The sequence below is a fragment of the Vreelandella olivaria genome (assembly GCF_023507745.1).
GTDB lineage: Bacteria > Pseudomonadota > Gammaproteobacteria > Pseudomonadales > Halomonadaceae > Vreelandella > Vreelandella olivaria_A.
Map to the genome: position 1 here is coordinate 184884 of NZ_JALPZO010000123.1, position 20547 is coordinate 205430.

A 20547-nucleotide genomic window follows, 5' to 3' on the forward strand; every position below is an offset into this window, starting at 1 on the left:
TCTCCTACCCTTTGAAAAGTGCAATCAGCGTATGCTTGGCGGACTCCACTTTGCTCTGATTAACCGCCGCCGCCGGGTCTACGTGTTTTGGGCACACCTTTGAACAAAAGCCAACAAAGGTACAGCTCCAGACCCCCTCATGGCGATTCAGCTCGGTCATCCGCTGTTTTGTGCCATGGTCGCGGCTATCCAGGTTGTAACGGTGCGCCAGCGTTAATGCGGCAGGGCCAAGAAACTCAGGGTTGAGCCCAAACTGCGGGCAGGCCGAGTAGCAAAGCCCGCAATTAATGCAGTTGGCGAACTGCTTGTAGCGGGCAAGCTGCTCGGGGGACTGCTGATAGGTCTCCGGGGCTTTCGGGTCATAGGGTTTGACCGGGTTATCGTCGATCAGGTAGGGCTTAACCGCTGCCAGGTGTTCAAGGAATATCTCCATATCCACCACCAGATCCCGCTGCACGGGGAAGTGGGATAGCGGCTCAATACGAATCTCGCCCTCGTAATCACGCAGAAAGGTTTTACAGCCCAGCTTGGGAATGCCATTGACCATCACACCGCAGGAGCCACAAATGGCCATGCGGCAGGACCAGCGGTAGCTCAGCGTGCTATCAAGCTGCTCTTTAATATGGTTAAGGGCATCCAGCAACGAGGTGCTGTCATCAACCGGCAGCTCATACTGCTGCCAATATGGCTCGGCGCTGCTGTCTGGCAGGTAGCGCTTGACGCTAATGTGCTTGGTTTGGAAATGATTAGTTTGGAGATGGTCAGTACTCATGCCTTGCCCCCCTTGGCCGCATCACCATAAACCCGTTCAGCCGGTGCAGAGAAACGGGTATCAACGTCCTGCCAGCGCAGCTCGGCATGAGCATCCCCCCGATAGAAAACCTGGCTGTGCTTAAGGTAGTTGACGTCATCCCGAACTTGTAAACCTTCATCCAGGCGCTGATGGGCACCACGGGATTCACGGCGTTCCAGCGCCCCCAGGCACGAAGCCTCGGCAATATCCAGGCCATACCCCAACTCAATGCATTCCAGCAGCTCGGTATTGAATACCTTGCTTGTATCGTTGACACGAATGTTATTGAAACGAGCCCGTAACTGGCGAATCGTGTTCAGCGCCTGCTGCATGCTCTCTTCGGTACGGTAAATACCACAACCGCTCTCCATGGCCTGCACCATGGCGTGCTTAAGGTCCACCCAGGACTCACTACTGCCCTCACCATCACACAGGCGTGCCAGTGCGGCTTGTTGAAGGTCGGCCTGAGCCTCCAGCAGACGACTATCAGCCCACTCCGTTTGCGCTGCCCGCTGGCTGGCCTGCTCGCCAGCCAGGCGGCCAAATACCAGCAGCTCAGTCAGCGAGTTAGAGCCCAGCCGGTTGGCACCATGCAGGCCCACCGAGGCACACTCTCCTGCGGCATAAAGCCCGGCAATAGACGTTTCACATTGAGGATCGGTTTCAATCCCACCCATGGTGTAGTGTACCGCCGGTCGGATGGGGATCGGCTCTTTTACCGGATCAACATTGATATAGGATTTGGCCAGCTCACAGATAAATGGCAGGCGCTCAAGAATGTAGGTCTCACCCAAGTGGCGCAGATCAAGGTAGACCACGTCGCTATCCCCAAACTTGCCGGTGCGACCAGCCTGCTGTTCCTGCCAGAATGCCTGGGAAAGTTTATCGCGTGGCCCTAGCTCCATGTATTTGTTTTCCGGCTTGCCAAGCGGGGTTTCCGGCCCCAGGCCGTAATCCTGCAGATAACGATAGCCATCCTTATTTAAGAGAATACCTCCCTCACCGCGACACGCTTCGGTAATCAAAATGCCGGAGCCGGGCAACCCAGTGGGGTGGTATTGAACGAACTCCATGTCCCGCAGCGCCACGCCATGGCGGTAGGCCATGGCCATGCCATCACCGGTCACGATGCCCGCATTGGTATTAAAGCGAAACAGCCGCCCGGCGCCCCCGGTCGCCATCACCACGGCCTTGGCGCGCAGCAGTGTCAGTTCTCCCGTCGCCACCTGGAGTGCAATCACCCCGATCACAGCGCCCTCATGAACGGCCAGATCAAGCACAAAGTACTCGTCAAAGCGCTCAATTTCAGGATATTTCAGCGAGGTTTGAAACAGGGTGTGCAGCATATGGAAGCCAGTTTTGTCGGCGGCAAACCATGTCCGGGCGGTTTTCATTCCCCCGAAGCGGCGCACCTGCACCTGACCATCCTCCTTACGGCTCCAGGGGCACCCCCAGCGCTCCATCTGCACCAGTTCCTGGTAGGCATGATGCACGAAATAATCCACCACGCCCTGCTCAACCAGCCAGTCGCCACCGGATACTGTGTCATCAAAGTGTGCCTGATGGGTATCCTCAGCGCTGGTGACAGCGGCCGCCCCCCCTTCGGCTGCCACCGTATGGGAGCGCATGGGGTAAACCTTGGACAGCAGCGCAATACGTTGAGGTGTATTTTGCTCCCTGGCCTGTTCGGCAGCACCAATAGCAGCGCGCAAGCCCGCTCCCCCGCCGCCCACAATGACGATATCAAAATCTCGCTGCTGCATGACAAGCTCCTTCCCTCAGGCTGGCCGGATGGCGTTACTCACGACACTCTTGTGGCATCGTGTCTTTTATAGTTGAACTTACCACACCCGCAGCCACCCCTACGCATTAGTCCAAAGGTCTATTGATACATATCAAGAAAAGGGAAAATTGGGCTGGTATTGCTTTTACCCTAGTGGCACACGACTTACTCTTCAAATTAGCCACTACCCACCGCTTGGCAGGACTCTGTCCACCGAGTAACAAAAATCAGCTTAGCAAATAAGAGAGGTGTAGCATGAACAACAATGCTCAATCCTCACCGCGCTGGAAGCTGTTAGCGCCGTTAGTCATCACGATTATCGTTGCGTTGATACCCACACCCGCGGGGGTCGCACCACACGCCTGGTACTTCTTCGCTATTTTTCTCGGCTGTGTCGTAGGTTTAATTCTTGAGCCCTTACCCGGTGCCGTCGTCGGATTGGTTGGCGTCACCCTGGTAGCACTACTCTCCCGTTGGGTACTTTTTTCTCCCGAGCAGTTGGCGGCAGAGGGGTTTAACCCTGCCAGTCAAGCGTTTTCATGGGCAGTCTCGGGATTTACCAACTCGACAGTGTGGCTAATCTTCGGCGCCTTTATGTTCGCCCTGGGGTACGAGAAAACCGGCCTGGGGCGGAGAATCTCGTTATGGCTGGTGCATGCCATGGGCAAACGTACCCTGACACTGGGCTATGCAGTGATGATCTCGGATACCATTCTTGCCCCCTTTACGCCATCCAACACAGCGCGCAGTGCGGGTACAATCTACCCGGTGATTCGCAACCTGCCTCCGCTTTATGATTCCCACCCCAACGACCCCAGCATGAAGCGTATGGGTAGCTTTTTAATGTGGACAGCGCTGGCCTCTACCTGCGTGACCAGTTCGCTATTTCTAACCGCTCTGGCACCTAACCTGCTGGCAATCGCTCTCACCGAGAGTGCAACCGGTATTACCATCAACTGGGGGCAGTGGTTTATGGCGGTAGCACCGGTGGGCATTCTGCTGCTGCTTCTGGTTCCGCTGCTGTGCTACTGGCTATGCGCACCGGAAGTAAAGGCTGGCCACGAAATCTCCGACTGGGCCCGGGACGAGTTGAAACAGCTGGGTGTGCCCACACGCAACGAGATACTGCTGGTGTTTATGGTGGTCACCGCTCTACTACTGTGGATTTTTGGTGGCGGTATTATTTCCGCCTCGCTGGTCGGGCTGGTAGTGATCTGCGGCATGCTGCTAACGGGCATTGTAACGTGGGACGATATTCTCAATAACCATGCCGCCTGGAATACCTTTGTATGGTTTGCCACCCTGGTAGCGCTGGCAGGCGGGCTGAGTCAGGTGGGTTTCGTCAGTTGGTTCGGCAATGTAGTGGGCGGACAGATAAGCCACTTTAACCCAACAGTCGCCATGGTAGCGCTGACCGTGCTGTTCTACGCCCTGCACTACTTTTTTGCCAGTATTACAGCGCACGTTACCGCCCTGCTGCCTGTTATTTTGGCGGCGGCTTCGGGCATCCCTGGCCTGGATATGCAGCTGTTTGTGCTGCTACTGCTGCCCACGCTCGGCTTTATGGGCATTCTCACTCCTTACGGCACAGGGCCAAGCCCGGTGTACTACGGCAGCGGCTACCTGCCCAGCGCGCTCTTCTGGCGCCTTGGGGCAATTTTCGGACTCATCTTCCTGGTGGCTTGGCTAGTCATTGGTCTTCCGTGGCTAATGCTATTTTACTAATGGTTCTTAAAAGGGGTCATACCAAGCGTTGAGCTGCTGCGAAATGGTCTTTGGATGCTCAGAATGAAGGTTGTGCCCTCCCGTCAACGTGATATGCCGTAAGCGGGGGGCCACAGCAGCCAAACGGGATGCCAGGGCACTAAACTTGGCATCCCGTTGGCCTGACAAGTAGCACACCGGTAACGATGCACTTGCTAACCATTGCCATTGCGACGGCTGACAGCCCAAGGACGTTGCCCGCAGCATCTTTGCAACAGCAGGCCCATCATTCTCCAGACGACGCTGAATCTGTCGGGCACGCTGGGCTTCGGTCAGGTCGGCAAAGACAGGCTGCTGATACCATTCACGCAGCACACTAGCCAGCGGCTCCTGTTCGAAGCGGGTTGCCCATCGGTCATCATGGCCGATACGTGCCGCTCGCTCGCCGACGGGTAGCCCTGGATGGGCGCTCTCCAGCCAGAGCGCTTCAAGGCCTTCGGGGTTCCGGCTGGCATGGTAAAGTGCCAGGCGCCCGCCCAGGGAGTAACCCAACAGGCAGTAGCGAGTCACGCCGTCATTCGCCAATACCTCATTAAGCCAGTGATGAAACGCCTCGAAAGAGTCTACCTGCACTTGCTGGTTCTGGCCGTGCCCAGGCAAGTCCAGTGCCAGACAGTGCACACCTTCCAGGCCTTCGATCACTTCCAGCCAGTCGTCTCGATCACCCAGCAAACCATGCAGCATGACTAAGGTAGGCGGCTTCTGTTCGCGCTTACCACTCATCATCACAGTTCCTGCTCAGCTCCGCCCCTAATGCGGCAAGATCGTCAGCAACCTGTTGGTGGGGCACTTTAATCTCTATCAGCGTAACGTCCGCCTGTAAGGCATGGGCATAAGCCTCAACGAACCCCTCCAGGGAGTCGGGTGCTTTATAATCAAGCCCAAACAGCATGGCCGCATGTTCGAAGCTCAGCCCATGAGGCTGGCGGAAATAGCGCTCCAGCAACTCCCCCTCTTCAGGTACCGGCAGCATATGAAAAATACTGCCACCATCATTATTCAGAATGACGACCACCAGAGGTTGAGTAGCCTGCTTTAACAACGCCAGGCTATTAAGGTCATGCAGTGCGCTGGTGTCTCCCAGCACGATAGTCGTGGGCTGTGGGCTGGTGCAGCTGATGCCATAGGCAGTCGCGATCAGACCATCAATACCGGAGGCACCACGATTGGCAAACACCTGTAACGGGGCTGAGCGGTGTTTTCCCAGCATATTCATCAGCCTGGCTGGCATGCTATTACCCACGAACAATTGCCCTTCGGCTAGCTGTGATAGCTGGTGGCATACCCCCAACTCAGAGAACGCAGCACACCGCTCTTCGACCAACTTACCCGTTCGGCCCAGAAGGTGCGGGAGTCGATGCCAGGGCATCTGTTCACCACGGAGCGGGTGAGCATCAATAAAATCGGCTGGCTGGCATGTCAGTCGGCGTTTAATGCAGTAATCAGGATCAAGACGATGAGGCAATGGATCAACAAACCAGACATCCTGCCACGGATGCTGGGCAATAAACCGGGTCAGCCGTTTGGAAATCAACCTCCCGCCAAACTGCAGCAGCACCGCTGCCCGCGCTAACTCTTTGGTAACGCATGCATCCTGTAGCGCCAGATCCACATGGATAAGACTGTGGGGGTCGAACCTCACCTGACTCTGTAGATCCGCCAACAACGGCCAACCCAACCACTGGGATAGCTCAACGACCCGCTGGGCCTGATGCGGGTCATCCATGCATCCTACAATGATAATGCCACGCTGTTGGGTAAACTCATCCCACGCAGCCTGATAGGCGGGTTTGGCAGCGCCCGGAAACCAGTCGCTCCATGGCGTTAAACCGGCCAACCAGCTCCCCAGAGGAGCGAGATAGCGGGTAGCATCGACCTCCTCGCCAGTGGGATAAAGAGGCTCGCGATAACGGCAATTAAAATGCACAGGCCCAGGGGTACGACGCTGCTGCATGACCGCCTGATCAATAGTACTGAGCAGGAATGCAGCTTTCATCTCAGGACCGGGAGGCGGCAGATCGTGATGTAAAACGGTATGACGCGCAAAGATATCCCGCTGGTCGATGGCCTGATTACTGCCGTTATCCAGCAACTCCCGAGGACGATCAGCAGAGAGTATCAACAGTGGTACGCCCAGCAGGTTGGCTTCCACAACCGCTGGATAGAGGTTCGCAACAGCAGTGCCTGAGGTGGTGATGATAGCAACCGGACGTTGGCTTCCCCGCGCAATGCCGAGCGCCATAAACCCCAGCCCCCGCTCATCAAAGTGACAGTGGCAACGTAGCCCGGCATGCTCACTGGCCGCCATGGTCAAAGGGGATGAGCGAGACCCTGGCGCCAGCACTACATCACGCAGCCCCAGGCGGTAGAACTCTTCCAGCATTAATGCCGCCCACACATGATTAAAGGTGGCATGATGTAGCGCAAAATCATTCGACGCTGGTGCCGTCATTTACGTTATCCCATCCCTAACAGCGACATAATATCAGCGATTTTGGCATCCAGTTCATGCCACTCTTCGTCAGGCCGGGAGCCAGCCACGATGCCTGCACCGGCATAAAGGCACATCACCCCAGGAGTGATATGAGCACAGCGTATGGCGACGGCCAAATCACTGCTTGCCTGACTAATCCGGCCAACCACACCAGCATACCAGCCCCGTTGATGGCGCTCGTGCTGGCGAATAAAGTCCATCGCCGCAGCACGGGGCACACCGCCTACCGCAGGTGTAGGAGGCAAGGTTTCCAACAACTGCTGATCGGTAACACCATCCTGTAGCTCAGCATGAATCAAGCGGCGGATATGCTGCACAGAGCGCAGCTTAACAATATGCGCCTCGCCCAGGTGGGCATGGTGGGCAAGCGGTTCAAGCTGCGTCAGGATATGCTGGTAGACACACTGATTCTCCAAGGTGTTTTTCGTATCTGCCAGCAACTCAGCAGCAAGTCTTTCATCTTGCAGGGCATCATGCACACGGCGCGTCGTTCCTGCCAACGCTTCGGTCATCAGGTGCTGACCTTCCCGCCGATAGAGCTGCTCCGGCGGACAGCCAATAAACGCCTCTTGCGACGTCAACTGGATACCAAAATGGAAGCAGTCAACAGCGCCTGCCTGCCAGCGCGATAATAGCGCCCAGGGGCTTGGCGTCTCCGGTGTTGTCAGACGCGTCTCCCGGGAAAGCACCACCTTGGGTGTATGACACAGGTGGTCGGGATGCGTGACCTTGGCCACCCACGCCGCCCACGACGACTTTGAAGGGCTGTCTTCACGCTGATAACTATGGGGTGACAAGTAAGGTAACGACTGTTCTTCCAGCAGCGCGTTTAAACAGGCGCGGGCCTGGGCTATTTCTGTATCGGGGCAGCGGTCATCAAAACGCAGGTTGAGTGTGAATAACACCTCCTCCTGGTGACGCCTAAGCTCTATCCGTGGCAGGAAAAAATGGCAGCCGCCAAAGTGCTGCCATCCTGGCGCAGAGGCATCAAATGCCATGCCCCCCACGTAGTCCGGCTGTTCACCGCCATAACCAGATAACGCGGCAATATCAGTATGCAGCGCCGTTAGCGAATCAAACGCTTTAACCGCTCCCAACGCAGCATAATCGCCCCCCCTGCTGTCACGCGCTTGCCAATAGAAGCGAGGGAACACAGTTTGCCCACTCAGCCAACCCAGCAGACAATCAACCTGGCAGGAGGTTGTTAAGCGAATAAACCCCTTTCTGGACGTTTCACTAAGTGTATCAAGCTGATGCTTGAGCCCCCCAACAGGGTCGATGGATTGCATAATTCGCCTATCAGCCAACCGTATCTACGATGGCGCGTCACAATAATCAAAAGCGTCGTAGTTTCTGCTTAATATAAGGTAGAACCCAACGATCTCCGCCAAAGCGGCCAGCATTAGCGCCTGCAACCAGCAAAAAGAAGGTCAGCGCAATCATCCACGGATTAGTGGACACCGTACCCGCCATCAAAAAGGACATGTTCATCACAATGGCAAAAAAGGCAGCAAAGGAGGTCAGTACGCCAACGATCAAACCAAGACCAACCAGAATTTCTCCTAGCGGGATAACCACATTAATCACATCCGCATAGGGCAAGGCGAAGCTTTCCAGAAAGGCCACATAGTTAGGGTATACCATGCTCCCTTCCCGCATCACCGGGTTCGCCACCGCATTGCTCAAAAAACCCTCCGCATTGAACCCGCCGGTTACCTTACCAATACCTAACGTCAGCCAGGTAATGCCTAAATAGAGCCGGAGGAGTAACCACACTACCGCTGCATATTTGTTTTGTCTAAATAAGTTTCCAATCATCACGTAAACTCCTGGTGTCAGGGGGATCGAAGTGTGTAGTAGGGCGATGATAAATTTTTTGACTCAGGTCTACTTTTTAGCACTTAATTATACATATTTGCATGTTTTATGTTGTCTGCTACTTACCCTACATTTACCACGTGTAATCAACAGGATATTGATGTAATGGAACAATTCGTCAAGCAACGCCAATCCCATGCCTGGCTGTTAGCAGCTCGCCCCCGTACCTTGCCACTGGCGTGTGCGTCGATTCTGCTGGGAACCGGCCTTGCGGCGAACGCCCAGGCATTCAATCCCGCAGTGCTGTTGCTGGCGCTATTAACCGCCATCGCACTCCAGATACTTTCGAATCTGGCCAACGATTACGGTGATGCAGCTACGGGGGCTGACGATCACGCACGCATAGGTCCTGTTCGGGCAGTCTCTTCAGGCCTACTTAGCCCTGGGGCCATGCGTAAAGGCATGGTAATAACAGCAATAGCGGCTGCGCTGTTTGGGTTGTTATTGCTGCTGACCGCCTTTGGCAATCAATGGGGACACATTCTCACCTTCCTGCTACTTGGCGCTGCCTCTTTATTGGCCGCGGTGACCTATACCGTTGGGCTGGGGGGTACACCTTATGGTTATCGGGGGTTAGGGGATATTGCCGTCTTTCTGTTTTTCGGGTTACTCGGTGTCATAGGCACCTACTACCTGCACACACAGCAGTTAAGCGGGCTGCCGTTTCTACCCGCTGTGTCATGTGGGCTGCTGGCAACCGCCGTACTTAATGTCAATAACGTACGGGATATTGAAAGCGACGCTCGCAATGGCAAGATCACCCTGGCAGTGCGGCTGGGCCGCGCCAACGCGATCAGATACCACTGGTCATTACTGGGGCTGGCACTGCTGCTCACCCTGATCTATCTGGTGGTGCTGCCAGCCCCTCTAGCGGGGTGGGGCTGTCTACTGGTGGCCAAGCCACTGATTGATGCTGCCAGAGCATTGAACCGTACCCATGACGGCGCCACCCTGACCGGCATGCTAAAGAAAACGGCCATCTCAACACTGCTTTACAGTGTGCTGCTGTCCATTGGTTTGGCACTGTTTTAAACCGCCCACTTCAATGCACATTTTAGAGGCATTTTCATAAGGCAATGGACTCTATTGGTTCAAAAAGACTGAATTCTATCAAGATAGGTTTGCTGCCTAACACAGTGTTGGTACGACATAGGCGTCGCGCTGACCAGCTTTTTGAACTCCTTTAAAAAGTGGGGCTGATCGCTAAACCCTAGCTCAAACGCCATATCGGAGAAGGTCACTTGATTGCGATGATTAATGATATAGACAGCCGACTGACAGCGGATAATACGCCCAAATGCTTTCGGGGACATGCCCATATCCGCTCGAAATTGACGCTGAATAGTCCGCGTAGAGTAGCCTGTTAATTCGGCTAATTCGTCAATACGAACATTGCCTTGCCGCTCACCCGTGAAGCGTACGATGGCTTGGGTTAAAGGTGACAGTTGGCGAGCTTGTTTGTTTTCGAAAAATTGCTGAAATGAAGCGACTTGAGCAGCGAAGTCTGCCTCCTCTACTACTGCTTCAAACAGTTGATCTGTATGAGGAATAACTTCCTGCAGGCTGAACTGATGCTCAACCAGCTCTTCTGCAGATAGCTTCAAACAATTTGGGATAATGCTCGACGCAAAGCGCACACCAAAGTAACGATGCTGGCACTCCAAGTGTATATCAATAGCCACCATCGGTGTCCCAAATACTTCCGCCTTTGGGCTACTCGCATCGCAATCAAAAAGAATGTCTATACAGCCATCCGGAATAGCCATCGTTGCTTGGGCCGATGGGCTTTTTTCGAAGCTGTAAAAATGCGAAATGGCAGGGTTGTTTGAGCCAGCAACAGAAAACTTCTGTGCAGCGGTTAGAACCAGCCATGGTTGTTTTGAACGAATCCCCTTTAGACAACTGACAACAGCTCCGTTGAGCATGATGGTACCTGATGGAAAAGAGCAGATACCTGTCAGCCAGCAAGAAAGATACCAGTTTCAGCGGCTGCTAAAGACTTTTAGTCTTGTCGCAAAAATACAATACGCCCAGTACCTATCTCCCTATTTTGAAAACGCCTGTTGAAAAACATCGAGCCCATAGTGAGAGCAGTTGCAGGCGGTTATCAGCCTGCATGATGACGGTTGTATACCGTGGATAGACGAGAAAAACCGTCCAAGACCAATAGGGTGATTGCCATGTCAGAGAATAGCAAAATCGATTTTATTTATCTTTCCGAGCCCGACATGATCAAAGCGGGCGTAACCGACATGCCGCGCTGTGTAGACAGCATGGAAGAAATGTTTGTGTTGCTACATAGAGGCGACTATCGCATGGCAGGGCCAAACAATGACTCCCACGGTGCAATGATAACTTTCCCAGAAAACCCAGTTATTCCAACCATGCCTCGCCACACTTCGGACCGTCGTCTAATGGCAATGCCCGCCTACCTAGGCGGTAACTACCAAACCTGCGGCGTAAAGTGGTATGGCTCCAACATCGCGAACCGCGAGAAAGGCCTGCCACGTTCGATCTTGATGTTTACGCTCAACGATGTGGAGACCGGTGCTCCCCTGGCACATATGTCGGCAAACTTGCTATCTGCTTATCGAACGGGAGCAGTACCTGGGGTAGGCGCGCGTTATCTTGCTCGAAAAGATTCTAAAGTGATTGGCCTTCTTGGGCCGGGTGTTATGGGTAAAACCTCTATAGCAGCCTTTATGGCAGCATGTCCTGATATCGACACTCTTAAGGTAAAAGGTCGTGGCCAGGAAAGCCTTGATAGTTTTCTTACCTGGGTAAACCAAACCTTCCCACAAATCATCAATGTTCACGTCGTCGATTCCCTCGAAGACGTGGTCTGTGACGCGGATATTGTGACCTACTGCAACTCGGGTGAAACCGGTGATGTGTCCACTTACCCCATTATAAAGCGGGAGTGGGTAAAACCTGGCGCATTCATCTCCATGCCAGCCTACTGTCGATTTGATGAGGAACTGGAGAAAAACGACGTTCGTAAAGTGCTGGACAACATCGGTTTATACGAAGCCTGGCATGAAGAAGCACCAAAGCCCGCCCATAGGTACATCCCCATCATAGGCTGTCGTTTTATGGACATGATCGACGAAGGTCTGATAATCAAAGAACAGCTCGAAGACCTGGGTGCTATTGCGGCAGGTGATGCGCCAGGTCGTAAAAATGATGACGAAATCATTGTGTTGTCAGTGGGCGGTTTGCCAACTGAGGACGTGGCGTGGGCAACCAAAGTTTACCACAACGCCCTTGAACAAGGGATTGGTGTGAAGTTGAACCTTTGGGAAACGCCCACTCTCCGTTAACCAGCCTATATTCGCGGCCTATTTCTTGGCCGCTATTCCTCTCAGTTCAGGACAACGCCATGAACAGCATTGTAAAAGTAAAAACAGGCTCTCCGTATGAGGAGATAGCCAGTTATTCCCGTTTGGTCGCTTTAGAGAACTGGATATTTGTTTCAAATACAGCGGGACGTAATCCGCAGACAAAAGTAATGCCAGACGATGTGATTGAGCAGGCCGAGCAAGTGTTCAGCAATATTGAGCATGCGCTGGCCAGTGTCGATGCCTCTCTTCAGGACGTGGTGATGTCTCGCGTATTTATCCAAAACCCACAAGATACTGCTGCGGTTATGGAGTTTATCGGTACTAAGTTTCGGGGGGCCAACCCCGCCACTACGGTCACGTGTCCACCGCTTGGCTCTACTGACTACAAAGTGGAGCTTGAAGTCACTGCCTACCGTGGCGCCTCCAAGGCAACGGTGGAAGAGATCAACCTTACGTAACAAGCAGTGTGCCGAGCCGATATCCGTCGCTGGTCGCTATTTAGGAGTCTTGCTATGACGAAAACACTCATTCCCATTACAACGCGAGACGAGTTACCCAAGTCTACCTCGGTCGTCATCATTGGCGGCGGCATCATCGGCATTTCTGCGGCGTTAACTTTGGCCGAGCGCAACATCCCAGTGGTACTACTCGAAAAAGGCCACATCGCTGGAGAACAATCTTCACGCAACTTGGGCTGGATACGTAAGACCAGCCGCCATGCGAATGATGTCCCGTTGGCGATTGCAGCCGACACCCTGTGGGACCACATGCCCGGGCGCATTGGTGATGATGTGGGCTATAAGCAAGCGGGCATTATGTTCTTAGCGAAGACCGCCGAACAAATGGCACTGCACGAAAGCTGGCTTAAGTCTGTAGGCGCGCTGGAACTAGATTCCAAGCTCTTGAGCCCACAAGCAATAGACAAATTGGTGCCCGGTGGCAAAGCCGATTGGAAGGGTGGAATTTATACCCCTTCCGATGGGCGCGGGGAGCCAGCTCTTGCGACCAGTGCCATGGCTAAGGCCGCTATAGAAAAGGGTGCTACTTTGGTTCAAGGGTGCGCTGTACGAATGCTTACTACGGCTGCTGGTAATGTCAGTGGTGTCGTCACAGAGCGTGGAGAAATTCAGTGCGACCAGGCTCTCCTCGCGGGTGGCGCCTGGTCGCGCCGTTTTCTGGGCAATCATGGGGTGTCCTTACCCACGCTCCCCGTGGTCGCCTCTGTGCTGCGAACCAAGCCCATCGAAGGCCCCACTGATATCGCTGTTGGCGGGCCAGACTTCTCTTTTCGCAAGCATCAAGAGGGTGGGTTCATCATTATGCAGCGCGGAAAAGTTGACGCACCGCTTACGCTGGATCACTTAAAAATCGGTATGAAATTTACCCAGCAGCTCTGTGTTGGTCGTGATGCGCTGAACATCTCTTTTGGTAAAGAGTTCTTTAGGGACTTGAAAACTGTTCGCCGCTGGCATGGGGATAAACACACACCTTTCGAACACACCCGTGTGCAGGAACCAAAAGTAAATCATGGCCTGCTAAAGGATGCCATGCATAACACGATTAACGCCTGGCCAATATTTAAAAACGCCGAAATAGAAGAATCATGGGCAGGTTTAATCGATGTAACACCGGACTCCACGCCAGTCATTGATCATATCCAAACGATTCCTGGGCTTACGGTTGCGACTGGATTTTCCGGTCATGGCTTTGGAACAGGGCCTGCGGCGGGGCAGCTAGCCGCAGATATTATTTTGAACGAAAACCCAATCGTTGATCCTAGCCCCTATCGATTCGATCGGTTCTAGCGTTGGCGCTTTGTATTACCCAGAGGAGGAACATACAAATATACTGTATCTCAACAGCTGCAAGAATCCCCAGGCAGGAGCTTCCAGCATAATGCGCCAGCCTCGAAATGACGCAAATAACCTTCACTATTGCGAGTACCAGCCATTGCGGCTATGGGTAAATTCTATAGGAAATATGGCTTATTTGAGCCGGATGTAAACCAGGTTAAGCCTTTCGATGATAGATGGGGGGTATACTCCCCCCATATTACTTAGCGCATAAAAAAATACCGGTTTGATACAGCATAAATGACCGCTCGTTTTCTCAACCAATGATGATAGGTTCAATCATTTATAGCACCACCTCATAGCCTTCAAACTTGGGCGGCCCGAGGTAAATACCTTCCGGCGATTTGGCATTGGCATGCGCCTTACGGAACGCGTCTGACCTGGTCCAAGCGCGGAACGCCTCTTCTGATTCCCAGACACTATGGGAAATGAACACAGTATGGTCTTCCTGACTTTCGCCCTGCAGCATTTGGAACTGTTTGAAGCCCGGCACTTCATCCAGGTGGGAATCACGGTTACGCCACACCGCTAAAAAATCCTCTTCACGGCCAGGGGCAATCCGAAAACGGTTCATCGCGATATACATCGTTACTCTCCTGATGGCTGATCACAGTACATAGCGACACTGCGTCGCTTACGCTGACCTGATGGTAACGCCATGCTTTAACGACGAATAGCCCTCAACCGTCAGGGTCCCGTATAGCAGGTCTTCCTCAATCCATTTAGGTTACGCGCGATTTACTCCCGCCAACACCGCAACACCCATCTCTACTGCGAATGAGGTAGAAAGCTTAAGGCTAGCGACAGTAGCTATATTTTTCACAACATCTCTTGTAGAAGATTACAAGAATAAGACCACAAACCTATTAATTAAGCATTTGTGGTCATTTTGAAAAAGCAGCGTGTCTCTAGAAAGGATAGGTAACCGGGGTGTCCATCACGCTAACCCATTGGGACTGCGTAAATTCTTCTAGGTTAGAAGGACCTCCAAACCGTCCTGAGTTCCCTGAATCTCCGAAACCACCAAAAGGAACATGAAACTCATTATTAACAGTTTGGTCATTGATATGAATCATGCCTGCGGGGATCCTCTCAGCAAGTCTCATAGCGCGACCAATGGAGCGTGAGTGAATAGCCGCTGCCAGCCCGTAGGGTGAAGCTGCAATCATGTCTACCAGTTCATCCTCACTAGAAAACGTGATCACTGGCGCTACCGGGCCAAATAACTCCTGCTGGCAAGCAGGCATGTTGATATGAACATTACTTAGTACAGTGGGCCGGAAAAACTGGCCATGGCTATGACCACCGGTGACTACCTTAGCACCGGCGTCTACGGACGACGCGATAATCCTATTAATTTTTTCAAGCTGGCTAGCGTTAATTAACGGTCCAATATCTGAAGCACCAAGGTATGGATCCGCTATTCTAAGACGCTCTGCACGTTCAGTTAAGCGGAGGATATACTCCTCTGCAACGCTCTCGTGAACGAAATGCCTACCAGACTGCATGCAGATTTGCCCCTGATGGAGATAGGCCCCCCAAGCACCATGGGAGGATGCCGCTTCAATATCTGCATCACCAAGCACGATGAATGCATTATTCCCCCCCAGTTCCAAGGCTGACTTTTTAAGTAACTCTCCACATGTTCTGCCTATCTTTTTGCCTACGCTGGTCGAACCGGTGAAGGAAATCATGGCCGTCAGTGGATGCTCCACTAACGCTTCACCAGCTTCAGCGCCACCAGGTAGAACATGCAGAACGCCAGCAGGTAGCCCTGCCTCTTCGAAAAGCCGAGCGATAAGTAAACCTCCTGTTATCGCACTCTGCGTATCCGGTTTTAAGACGACGCTGTTGCCCACTGCTAGCGCCGGTGCCACTGAACGCATGGCTAGCAGCAGCGGAAAATTCCAAGGTGTGATAACACCGACAACACCTAATGGAACACGCCGACAGGTGTTACGTCGCCCAGGGATTGTAGAGGGTAAGGTCATCCCATCAGGCTGCATCGTCATGGCAGCCGCCATGTTTAGTTGCTCATGGGTAGCATGAAGCTCAGCTTCAGCTTTAGGCGCAATAGAGCCACACTCGCGAATATTCCACTCGATAAACGTATCCCTGTGTTGGAGAATCAGCTCTGCGGCCCGGCGTAAAATCTTACCTCGCTGATCAAACGGTAGGTCAGCCCAATGGGATTGCTGCTTCTTTGCTTCCGTAACGGCTGAGCAAATGTCATCACCACTTCCTAGCGCAATCTTAGCTAAAACATTACCTGTTGCGGGCTCAACCACTTCACTGATGCCACCAGTGGATTCACGCCAGTTATTGAGGTAGATCTTGTTACTGAACGTTTTCGTGCAAAAGAACTTATTCATTGTAGTTTCTCCTTTTAGCGTCTCTGCGCGATAAACTAGAGTTTTATTTTTCGAGTTTGAGAAATTTCAGACCAGACTGCCCATACTGCTGTCACAATAGAGATAACGATGAAAAACAGTGGTATTGGTCGCGTCAGCAGAGGTAAATAACTACTGCCATATACAACTAACCCGCTACGTAGATTCTCTTCCGCCATCGGCGTCAGAATAAAGGCAATGATAAATGGACCAAGCGGAACTTTTGCGCGCGCCATGATATAGCCTAAACAAGCAAAGCCGCTCATCGCGATCACGTCAAAAAATCGGCCGGATACGGAGTATGCGCCGATAAAGCAGAAAATAATAATGGGCGGTAACAGCCAAGCCTTGTCAACATACATCATGCGAGCAATCAATGGTGTAGCAAACCACATAACCACTAACATAATAATGTTGGCTGACAGTACACCTGCAATAATGGTATAGGCGACTCCCGGATTTTGAACAAATAAGAGAGGGCCGGGATTCAAATTATGCATTACCATCGCCCCTAAAAGAATAGCGGTAACTACTGAACCAGGTATTCCCAGGGTAATCAGTGGCACCAGAGACCCCACGGTTCCAGCATTATTAGCGGACTCAGCGGCGACAATACCTTCACTGCAACCACTGCCGAACTTTGAGGAGTTCTTTGAAAACCCTTTAGCAACGGAATAGGAAGCAATTGAGGCCGTCGTTCCCCCAATACCTGGAAGAATGCCAATCCAGGTACCGATCACAGAAGATCTGACAAAGTTCCAACGGTTTTCTTTAAAGTCTTTGGCACTAAAGGTGACTTTATTAGAGCTGTTGGCTTTCTGGACAGCTCTTTCATTTTTCGTACCACTATCGAGCATTACCTGACCCAACACTAAAAGACCCAACATAACGGGCAACAGGTTAAAACCATTGTCTAACTCTGCGATACCAAATGTTAGCCTTAGCGACCCGGAGATAGGGTCAATGCCAGGTAACGCAAACAAAGCACCAAGCGCCGCAGCAAGAAGTCCGTTCAGGAAACTTCCTTTGGAAATAGCAGCAATGAGTGTAAGAGCCACCACGGTCATGGCAAAAATTTCATAGGGGCCGAACCGTACCGCCAGAGTCGAAAGCAGTGGCGATAACGTCGTTAACACCAGCCATGCGAACATGCCACCTAGAAAAGAAGCAATAACACCAAGTCCTAGAGCACGTGCTGGTTCGCCTCGTTGCGCCATAGGAAAGCCATCTAGTGTTGTCATGATGGCCGACTCAGTGCCTGGCATTCGCATCAAGGTAGCGCTGATTAAACCACCTGTTGTGGAGCCAATGTACATAGCAACCAGCAGTATAAGAGCATCTGTTGCTTGCATGTAATACGTCATCGGCAGTGTAAGCGCGATCACCATCGCACCGGATAAACCTGGTATCGAGCCAATCAGTATCCCCACCACAGTGCCGATAAGCACCCACATGACTCCGGATAGCGAAAAGACTTCAAGATATGCGCCAATCATAATTATCGCCTATTAAAATAATATTAAAAATTGAAATACAGGATATTAGTTACGACATAATCTAATACCAATGAGAAACCTATTAAAGTCATGCACTGAATTAACAACCCTCTCATGCCACTAGGTTTTCTAATAAACACCATAGCCAACAGCATAAATAAAAAAGTACTGACCCAAAATCTAACATCAAAAAAATAAACCAAGACGACAAAGGCAATAAAAATAAGCAACATGCATAAAGACTTGAAGAATCTTAATTGACTTTGATCATTCTCCTCAGCGTATAAATGAGATTTATTAGCAAAAAAAATACGCAACAACTTTAAAACGACAAGAAATACAGTAATAGTGGCTATAGCACTTGGAAAAGCAGCGGCCCCCATGGGCTCATACGTGGGTTCAGGAAGCCCTCTCGAGCTAATTAAGATTAACAAACCTATCGTCAGAGATAAGATTAAAAAACTAATTTCATACCTGAGCCTGAATATAGTTGTCATTGGGCTCTCCAGGAGGTTATATCGTCAAGTGAAGGCAGGTGAAAACCTGCCCTAACTTATCATTTATTATTAGTTAGTTGGATAAACTACCTTTAACGATGTCTGCTACTTCAACAAATGAAGTGTACTCCCCGTCAATAAGGTCACGTAATTCTTCACCTCTGACAATCTTCAATACTTCACCGGATTCTGAGAGATAGTTCTGCACTTCTTCGCTGTTGGCTGCTGCCTCAATAGTATCCGCCAACACGTCAATATGTTCTTGCGGAGTGCCGGAAGGCGCCCAATATCGTCTATTTAAACAAGCTGTTACATCATAACCCTGCTCTTTGGCCGTTGGCACATCCGGTGCAAAGTCATAACGCTCGTCCCCTAGTACCGCGAGAGGCTTTATTTGTCCCGCCGCTCGTTCTAACCATAGGGGGGAAAGCAACGCTAGCTGTGTAAAGCCACCTTGTAATGAGGTAAACCTAGCTGACGTTGCACCAACTGGAACAATCGGCCACTGAGCACCTGCGGCATTCATCAGTTGCACGGAAGGAAAGTGGGTAGCTCCGCCAATATCATCCGCCTGACGGAAATCACCGGGATTCTCCTTAATATCACTGATCATCGCATCTAGATTGGTATAGGGAGAATCCTCTTTAACAGCAACAAACATACAGGCTTCGCTGACTTGTATGATGGGTTCAAAATCTTCTGGCGTATAGTCAACACGTTCAATGGCAGATGCGGCGAACATTTCCTGGTGTATCTGCAAAATGGTATAGCCGTCAGGGTCCGAGGCGAGCAACTGTCGCGTCCCTACAGCACCACCCGCCCCTGGGGCATTAACCACCACAATGGGCTCCGGGAGTAGATTATTGTTATTAACAGATAGCTGAATAGCGCGGGCCAAACCATCGGTTCCACCACCCGCACCAAAAGGGACGATCAGCCTGATGGGCTGGGTCGGATAACTTTCCGCTGCAAATCCTGTGGAGGCGGTTGTCATCGCCACCGATGTTAAAAGAGCAGTCATAAAAGTCTTCATAATGCTTTTCCTATTGTTATTGAGTCATATGCAGTGTGAAGCTAGCGTTTGATGATTACTTACCCATGCCTCGTGAAGTTGGCATCTTGGCAAGTTCTTTTAATGCATCCTGGTTTAATGTAAATCCAATACCTGGCTCACTGGGAGCGTGCAGGAAGCCACTCTCCGGCTTTGGTAATCCATTGAAAATTTGCTCAAGGCATTTGACGGCAAAGATATGGTATTCGACCATGCCACCATTTCTTACACCTGCATGCAGATGCAGATTATGGAAAGGCCACGCGCCTCCATTGTCTATGCCAGTGTTAAACGCTTCTGCCATACCCGCGATTTTTGCGCACTGGGTATAGCCCCCACTGATGGCGACATTGGGCTGCAGAATATCCAGGGAGTTGTTGAGCAACAGTTGCTTGAATTTTGAGGACTGTCCTTCATTCTGGCCGCCTGCTAATGGAATGCGGGTTCGAGAACGCAGCTGGTTTAGTTGCTGCGGATCATTACCTATTAAAGGCTCTTCAAAGAAAGAGATGTCATAGTCTTCAACACGCTCAGCCAACCAAGCAGCGTGGTAAGGGTCAAGGTTACAGTTGGCATCAATGAAAATTTCAGCCTCTTCGCCTATCGTTTCTCTGAGGGTTTGGACTCGGCTGATATCGTTACGAACAGCTTCGAGTACCGGTCTAGGCTCGTCACGGCGTTTAAGTGCATTGTGGCCCACAACCATTTTAAACTTGTTAAACCCTTTTGCCTGCCAGGTTTTTGCCACCTCCGCCAACTGATCGTTATCAAAAAAGTCGAAACCGATGGTCGCATAGGTGGAAACTTTGTCGCGGGCGCCTCCTAATAACTTCCAGATTGGCTGGCCTAGCGCCTGCCCCTTGATATCCCATAGCGCAATGTCCACAGCCGCTATTGCGTGGCAGGCATAACCTGATTGGCCACGTGGCGTCAGCAACCAATATAAGTTATTCCAGACTCTATCCGTACAGAGGGGATCTTCATCGGTTATTGCGGGGGCAATAATATTGTTGATGGTAAATGCGACGACTTCTTCTTCCGTAATAGCCGTCATACCTACACCTACCAGACCATCATCTGTAGTTACCTCCACCACACAGATACCCAACGTGGCTTTTTTCGTTTTTCCACAGGAGGAAAACTCTGCCGGTACATTAACGGCTGTCGCTTTGACATCTACAATTTTCATCAATCATTACTCCTACTG

At 51.7% G+C, this 20547-nt stretch carries 18 protein-coding genes; 5 read left to right on the forward strand and 13 right to left on the reverse strand.

The genetic code is table 11. The annotated features are described in order from the left end of the window. Positions 1-4 precede the first annotated feature (4 nt). Positions 5-772 (reverse strand): succinate dehydrogenase/fumarate reductase iron-sulfur subunit, encoded by a 768-nt coding sequence (locus HP566_RS13970; RefSeq protein WP_249977876.1) that lies wholly within the window; start codon positions 770-772, stop codon positions 5-7. After that, a complete protein-coding gene (gene frdA / locus HP566_RS13975; RefSeq protein ID WP_249977877.1) occupies positions 769-2556 on the reverse strand; it encodes a fumarate reductase (quinol) flavoprotein subunit in 1788 nt (595 codons plus the stop codon). Before frdA ends, HP566_RS13970 begins: the two co-directional genes overlap by 4 nt. A gap of 275 nt (positions 2557-2831) precedes the next feature. Between frdA and HP566_RS13980 the strand changes: the two genes are divergently transcribed. After that, complete coding sequence (locus HP566_RS13980) at positions 2832-4301, forward strand: anion permease (protein WP_249977878.1); 1470 nt, start codon at positions 2832-2834, stop codon at positions 4299-4301. Between the two features lie 6 nt (positions 4302-4307). Here HP566_RS13980 and menH read toward each other — a convergent pair whose 3' ends face one another. From menH to HP566_RS14000, 4 genes are read right to left on the reverse strand one after another with little or no spacing between them, the layout of a single operon-like run. After that, complete coding sequence (gene menH / locus HP566_RS13985) at positions 4308-5066, reverse strand: 2-succinyl-6-hydroxy-2,4-cyclohexadiene-1-carboxylate synthase (protein WP_249977879.1); 759 nt, start codon at positions 5064-5066, stop codon at positions 4308-4310. Beyond that, positions 5053-6792 carry a 2-succinyl-5-enolpyruvyl-6-hydroxy-3-cyclohexene-1-carboxylic-acid synthase gene (gene menD, locus HP566_RS13990; RefSeq protein ID WP_249977880.1) on the reverse strand — a complete coding sequence of 580 codons (1740 nt, stop codon included), beginning with the start codon at positions 6790-6792 and terminating at the stop codon, positions 5053-5055. The genes menH and menD overlap by 14 nt, the downstream gene beginning before the upstream one ends. 5 nt (positions 6793-6797) lie before the next feature. Beyond that, complete coding sequence (locus HP566_RS13995) at positions 6798-8123, reverse strand: isochorismate synthase (RefSeq protein ID WP_249977881.1); 1326 nt, start codon at positions 8121-8123, stop codon at positions 6798-6800. Positions 8124-8169: 46 nt separating this feature from the next. Beyond that, on the reverse strand, positions 8170-8652 hold the full coding sequence (locus tag HP566_RS14000; protein ID WP_249977882.1) for a DoxX family protein: 483 nt from the start codon (positions 8650-8652) through the stop codon (positions 8170-8172). Between the two features lie 165 nt (positions 8653-8817). On the opposite strand from HP566_RS14000, the gene menA reads away from it, so the two are divergent. Next, the gene (gene menA, locus HP566_RS14005) at positions 8818-9744 is read left to right on the forward strand and encodes a 1,4-dihydroxy-2-naphthoate octaprenyltransferase (RefSeq protein WP_249977883.1); all 927 of its coding nucleotides are present in this window, start codon (positions 8818-8820) and stop codon (positions 9742-9744) included. Positions 9745-9803: 59 nt separating this feature from the next. Here the strand turns inward: menA and HP566_RS14010 are convergent, their stop codons facing one another. Further along, entirely contained in the window at positions 9804-10637 is an 834-nt protein-coding gene (locus tag HP566_RS14010) for a helix-turn-helix transcriptional regulator (RefSeq protein WP_249977884.1), read from the reverse strand. A 255-nt stretch (positions 10638-10892) separates the two neighbouring features. Between HP566_RS14010 and HP566_RS14015 the strand changes: the two genes are divergently transcribed. From HP566_RS14015 to HP566_RS14025, 3 genes are read left to right on the forward strand one after another with little or no spacing between them, the layout of a single operon-like run. Beyond that, complete coding sequence (locus HP566_RS14015) at positions 10893-12032, forward strand: tyramine oxidase subunit B (protein ID WP_249977885.1); 1140 nt, start codon at positions 10893-10895, stop codon at positions 12030-12032. A 59-nt stretch (positions 12033-12091) separates the two neighbouring features. Next, positions 12092-12511 carry a RidA family protein gene (locus HP566_RS14020; RefSeq protein WP_249977886.1) on the forward strand — a complete coding sequence of 140 codons (420 nt, stop codon included), beginning with the start codon at positions 12092-12094 and terminating at the stop codon, positions 12509-12511. 54 nt (positions 12512-12565) lie between these two features. Further along, entirely contained in the window at positions 12566-13858 is a 1293-nt protein-coding gene (locus HP566_RS14025; protein WP_249977887.1) for an NAD(P)/FAD-dependent oxidoreductase, read from the forward strand. A gap of 331 nt (positions 13859-14189) precedes the next feature. Here HP566_RS14025 and HP566_RS14030 read toward each other — a convergent pair whose 3' ends face one another. The 6 genes from HP566_RS14030 to HP566_RS14055 all read right to left on the reverse strand — a co-directional run bounded on the left by HP566_RS14030 (position 14190) and on the right by HP566_RS14055 (position 20529). Then, a complete protein-coding gene (locus HP566_RS14030; protein ID WP_249977888.1) occupies positions 14190-14492 on the reverse strand; it encodes an antibiotic biosynthesis monooxygenase family protein in 303 nt (100 codons plus the stop codon). A gap of 322 nt (positions 14493-14814) precedes the next feature. Next, positions 14815-16278, reverse strand: coding sequence for a benzaldehyde dehydrogenase (locus HP566_RS14035; protein ID WP_249977889.1), 1464 nt, complete (start codon positions 16276-16278; stop codon positions 14815-14817). Positions 16279-16313: 35 nt separating this feature from the next. After that, complete coding sequence (locus HP566_RS14040; protein WP_249977890.1) at positions 16314-17792, reverse strand: tripartite tricarboxylate transporter permease; 1479 nt, start codon at positions 17790-17792, stop codon at positions 16314-16316. Positions 17793-17815: 23 nt separating this feature from the next. Beyond that, positions 17816-18289 (reverse strand): tripartite tricarboxylate transporter TctB family protein, encoded by a 474-nt coding sequence (locus HP566_RS14045; RefSeq protein ID WP_249977891.1) that lies wholly within the window; start codon positions 18287-18289, stop codon positions 17816-17818. Positions 18290-18362: 73 nt separating this feature from the next. Then, positions 18363-19322 (reverse strand): tripartite tricarboxylate transporter substrate binding protein, encoded by a 960-nt coding sequence (locus HP566_RS14050; RefSeq protein ID WP_249977892.1) that lies wholly within the window; start codon positions 19320-19322, stop codon positions 18363-18365. Positions 19323-19377: 55 nt separating this feature from the next. Beyond that, positions 19378-20529, reverse strand: coding sequence for a mandelate racemase/muconate lactonizing enzyme family protein (locus HP566_RS14055; protein ID WP_249977893.1), 1152 nt, complete (start codon positions 20527-20529; stop codon positions 19378-19380). Positions 20530-20547: the final 18 nt, after the last annotated feature.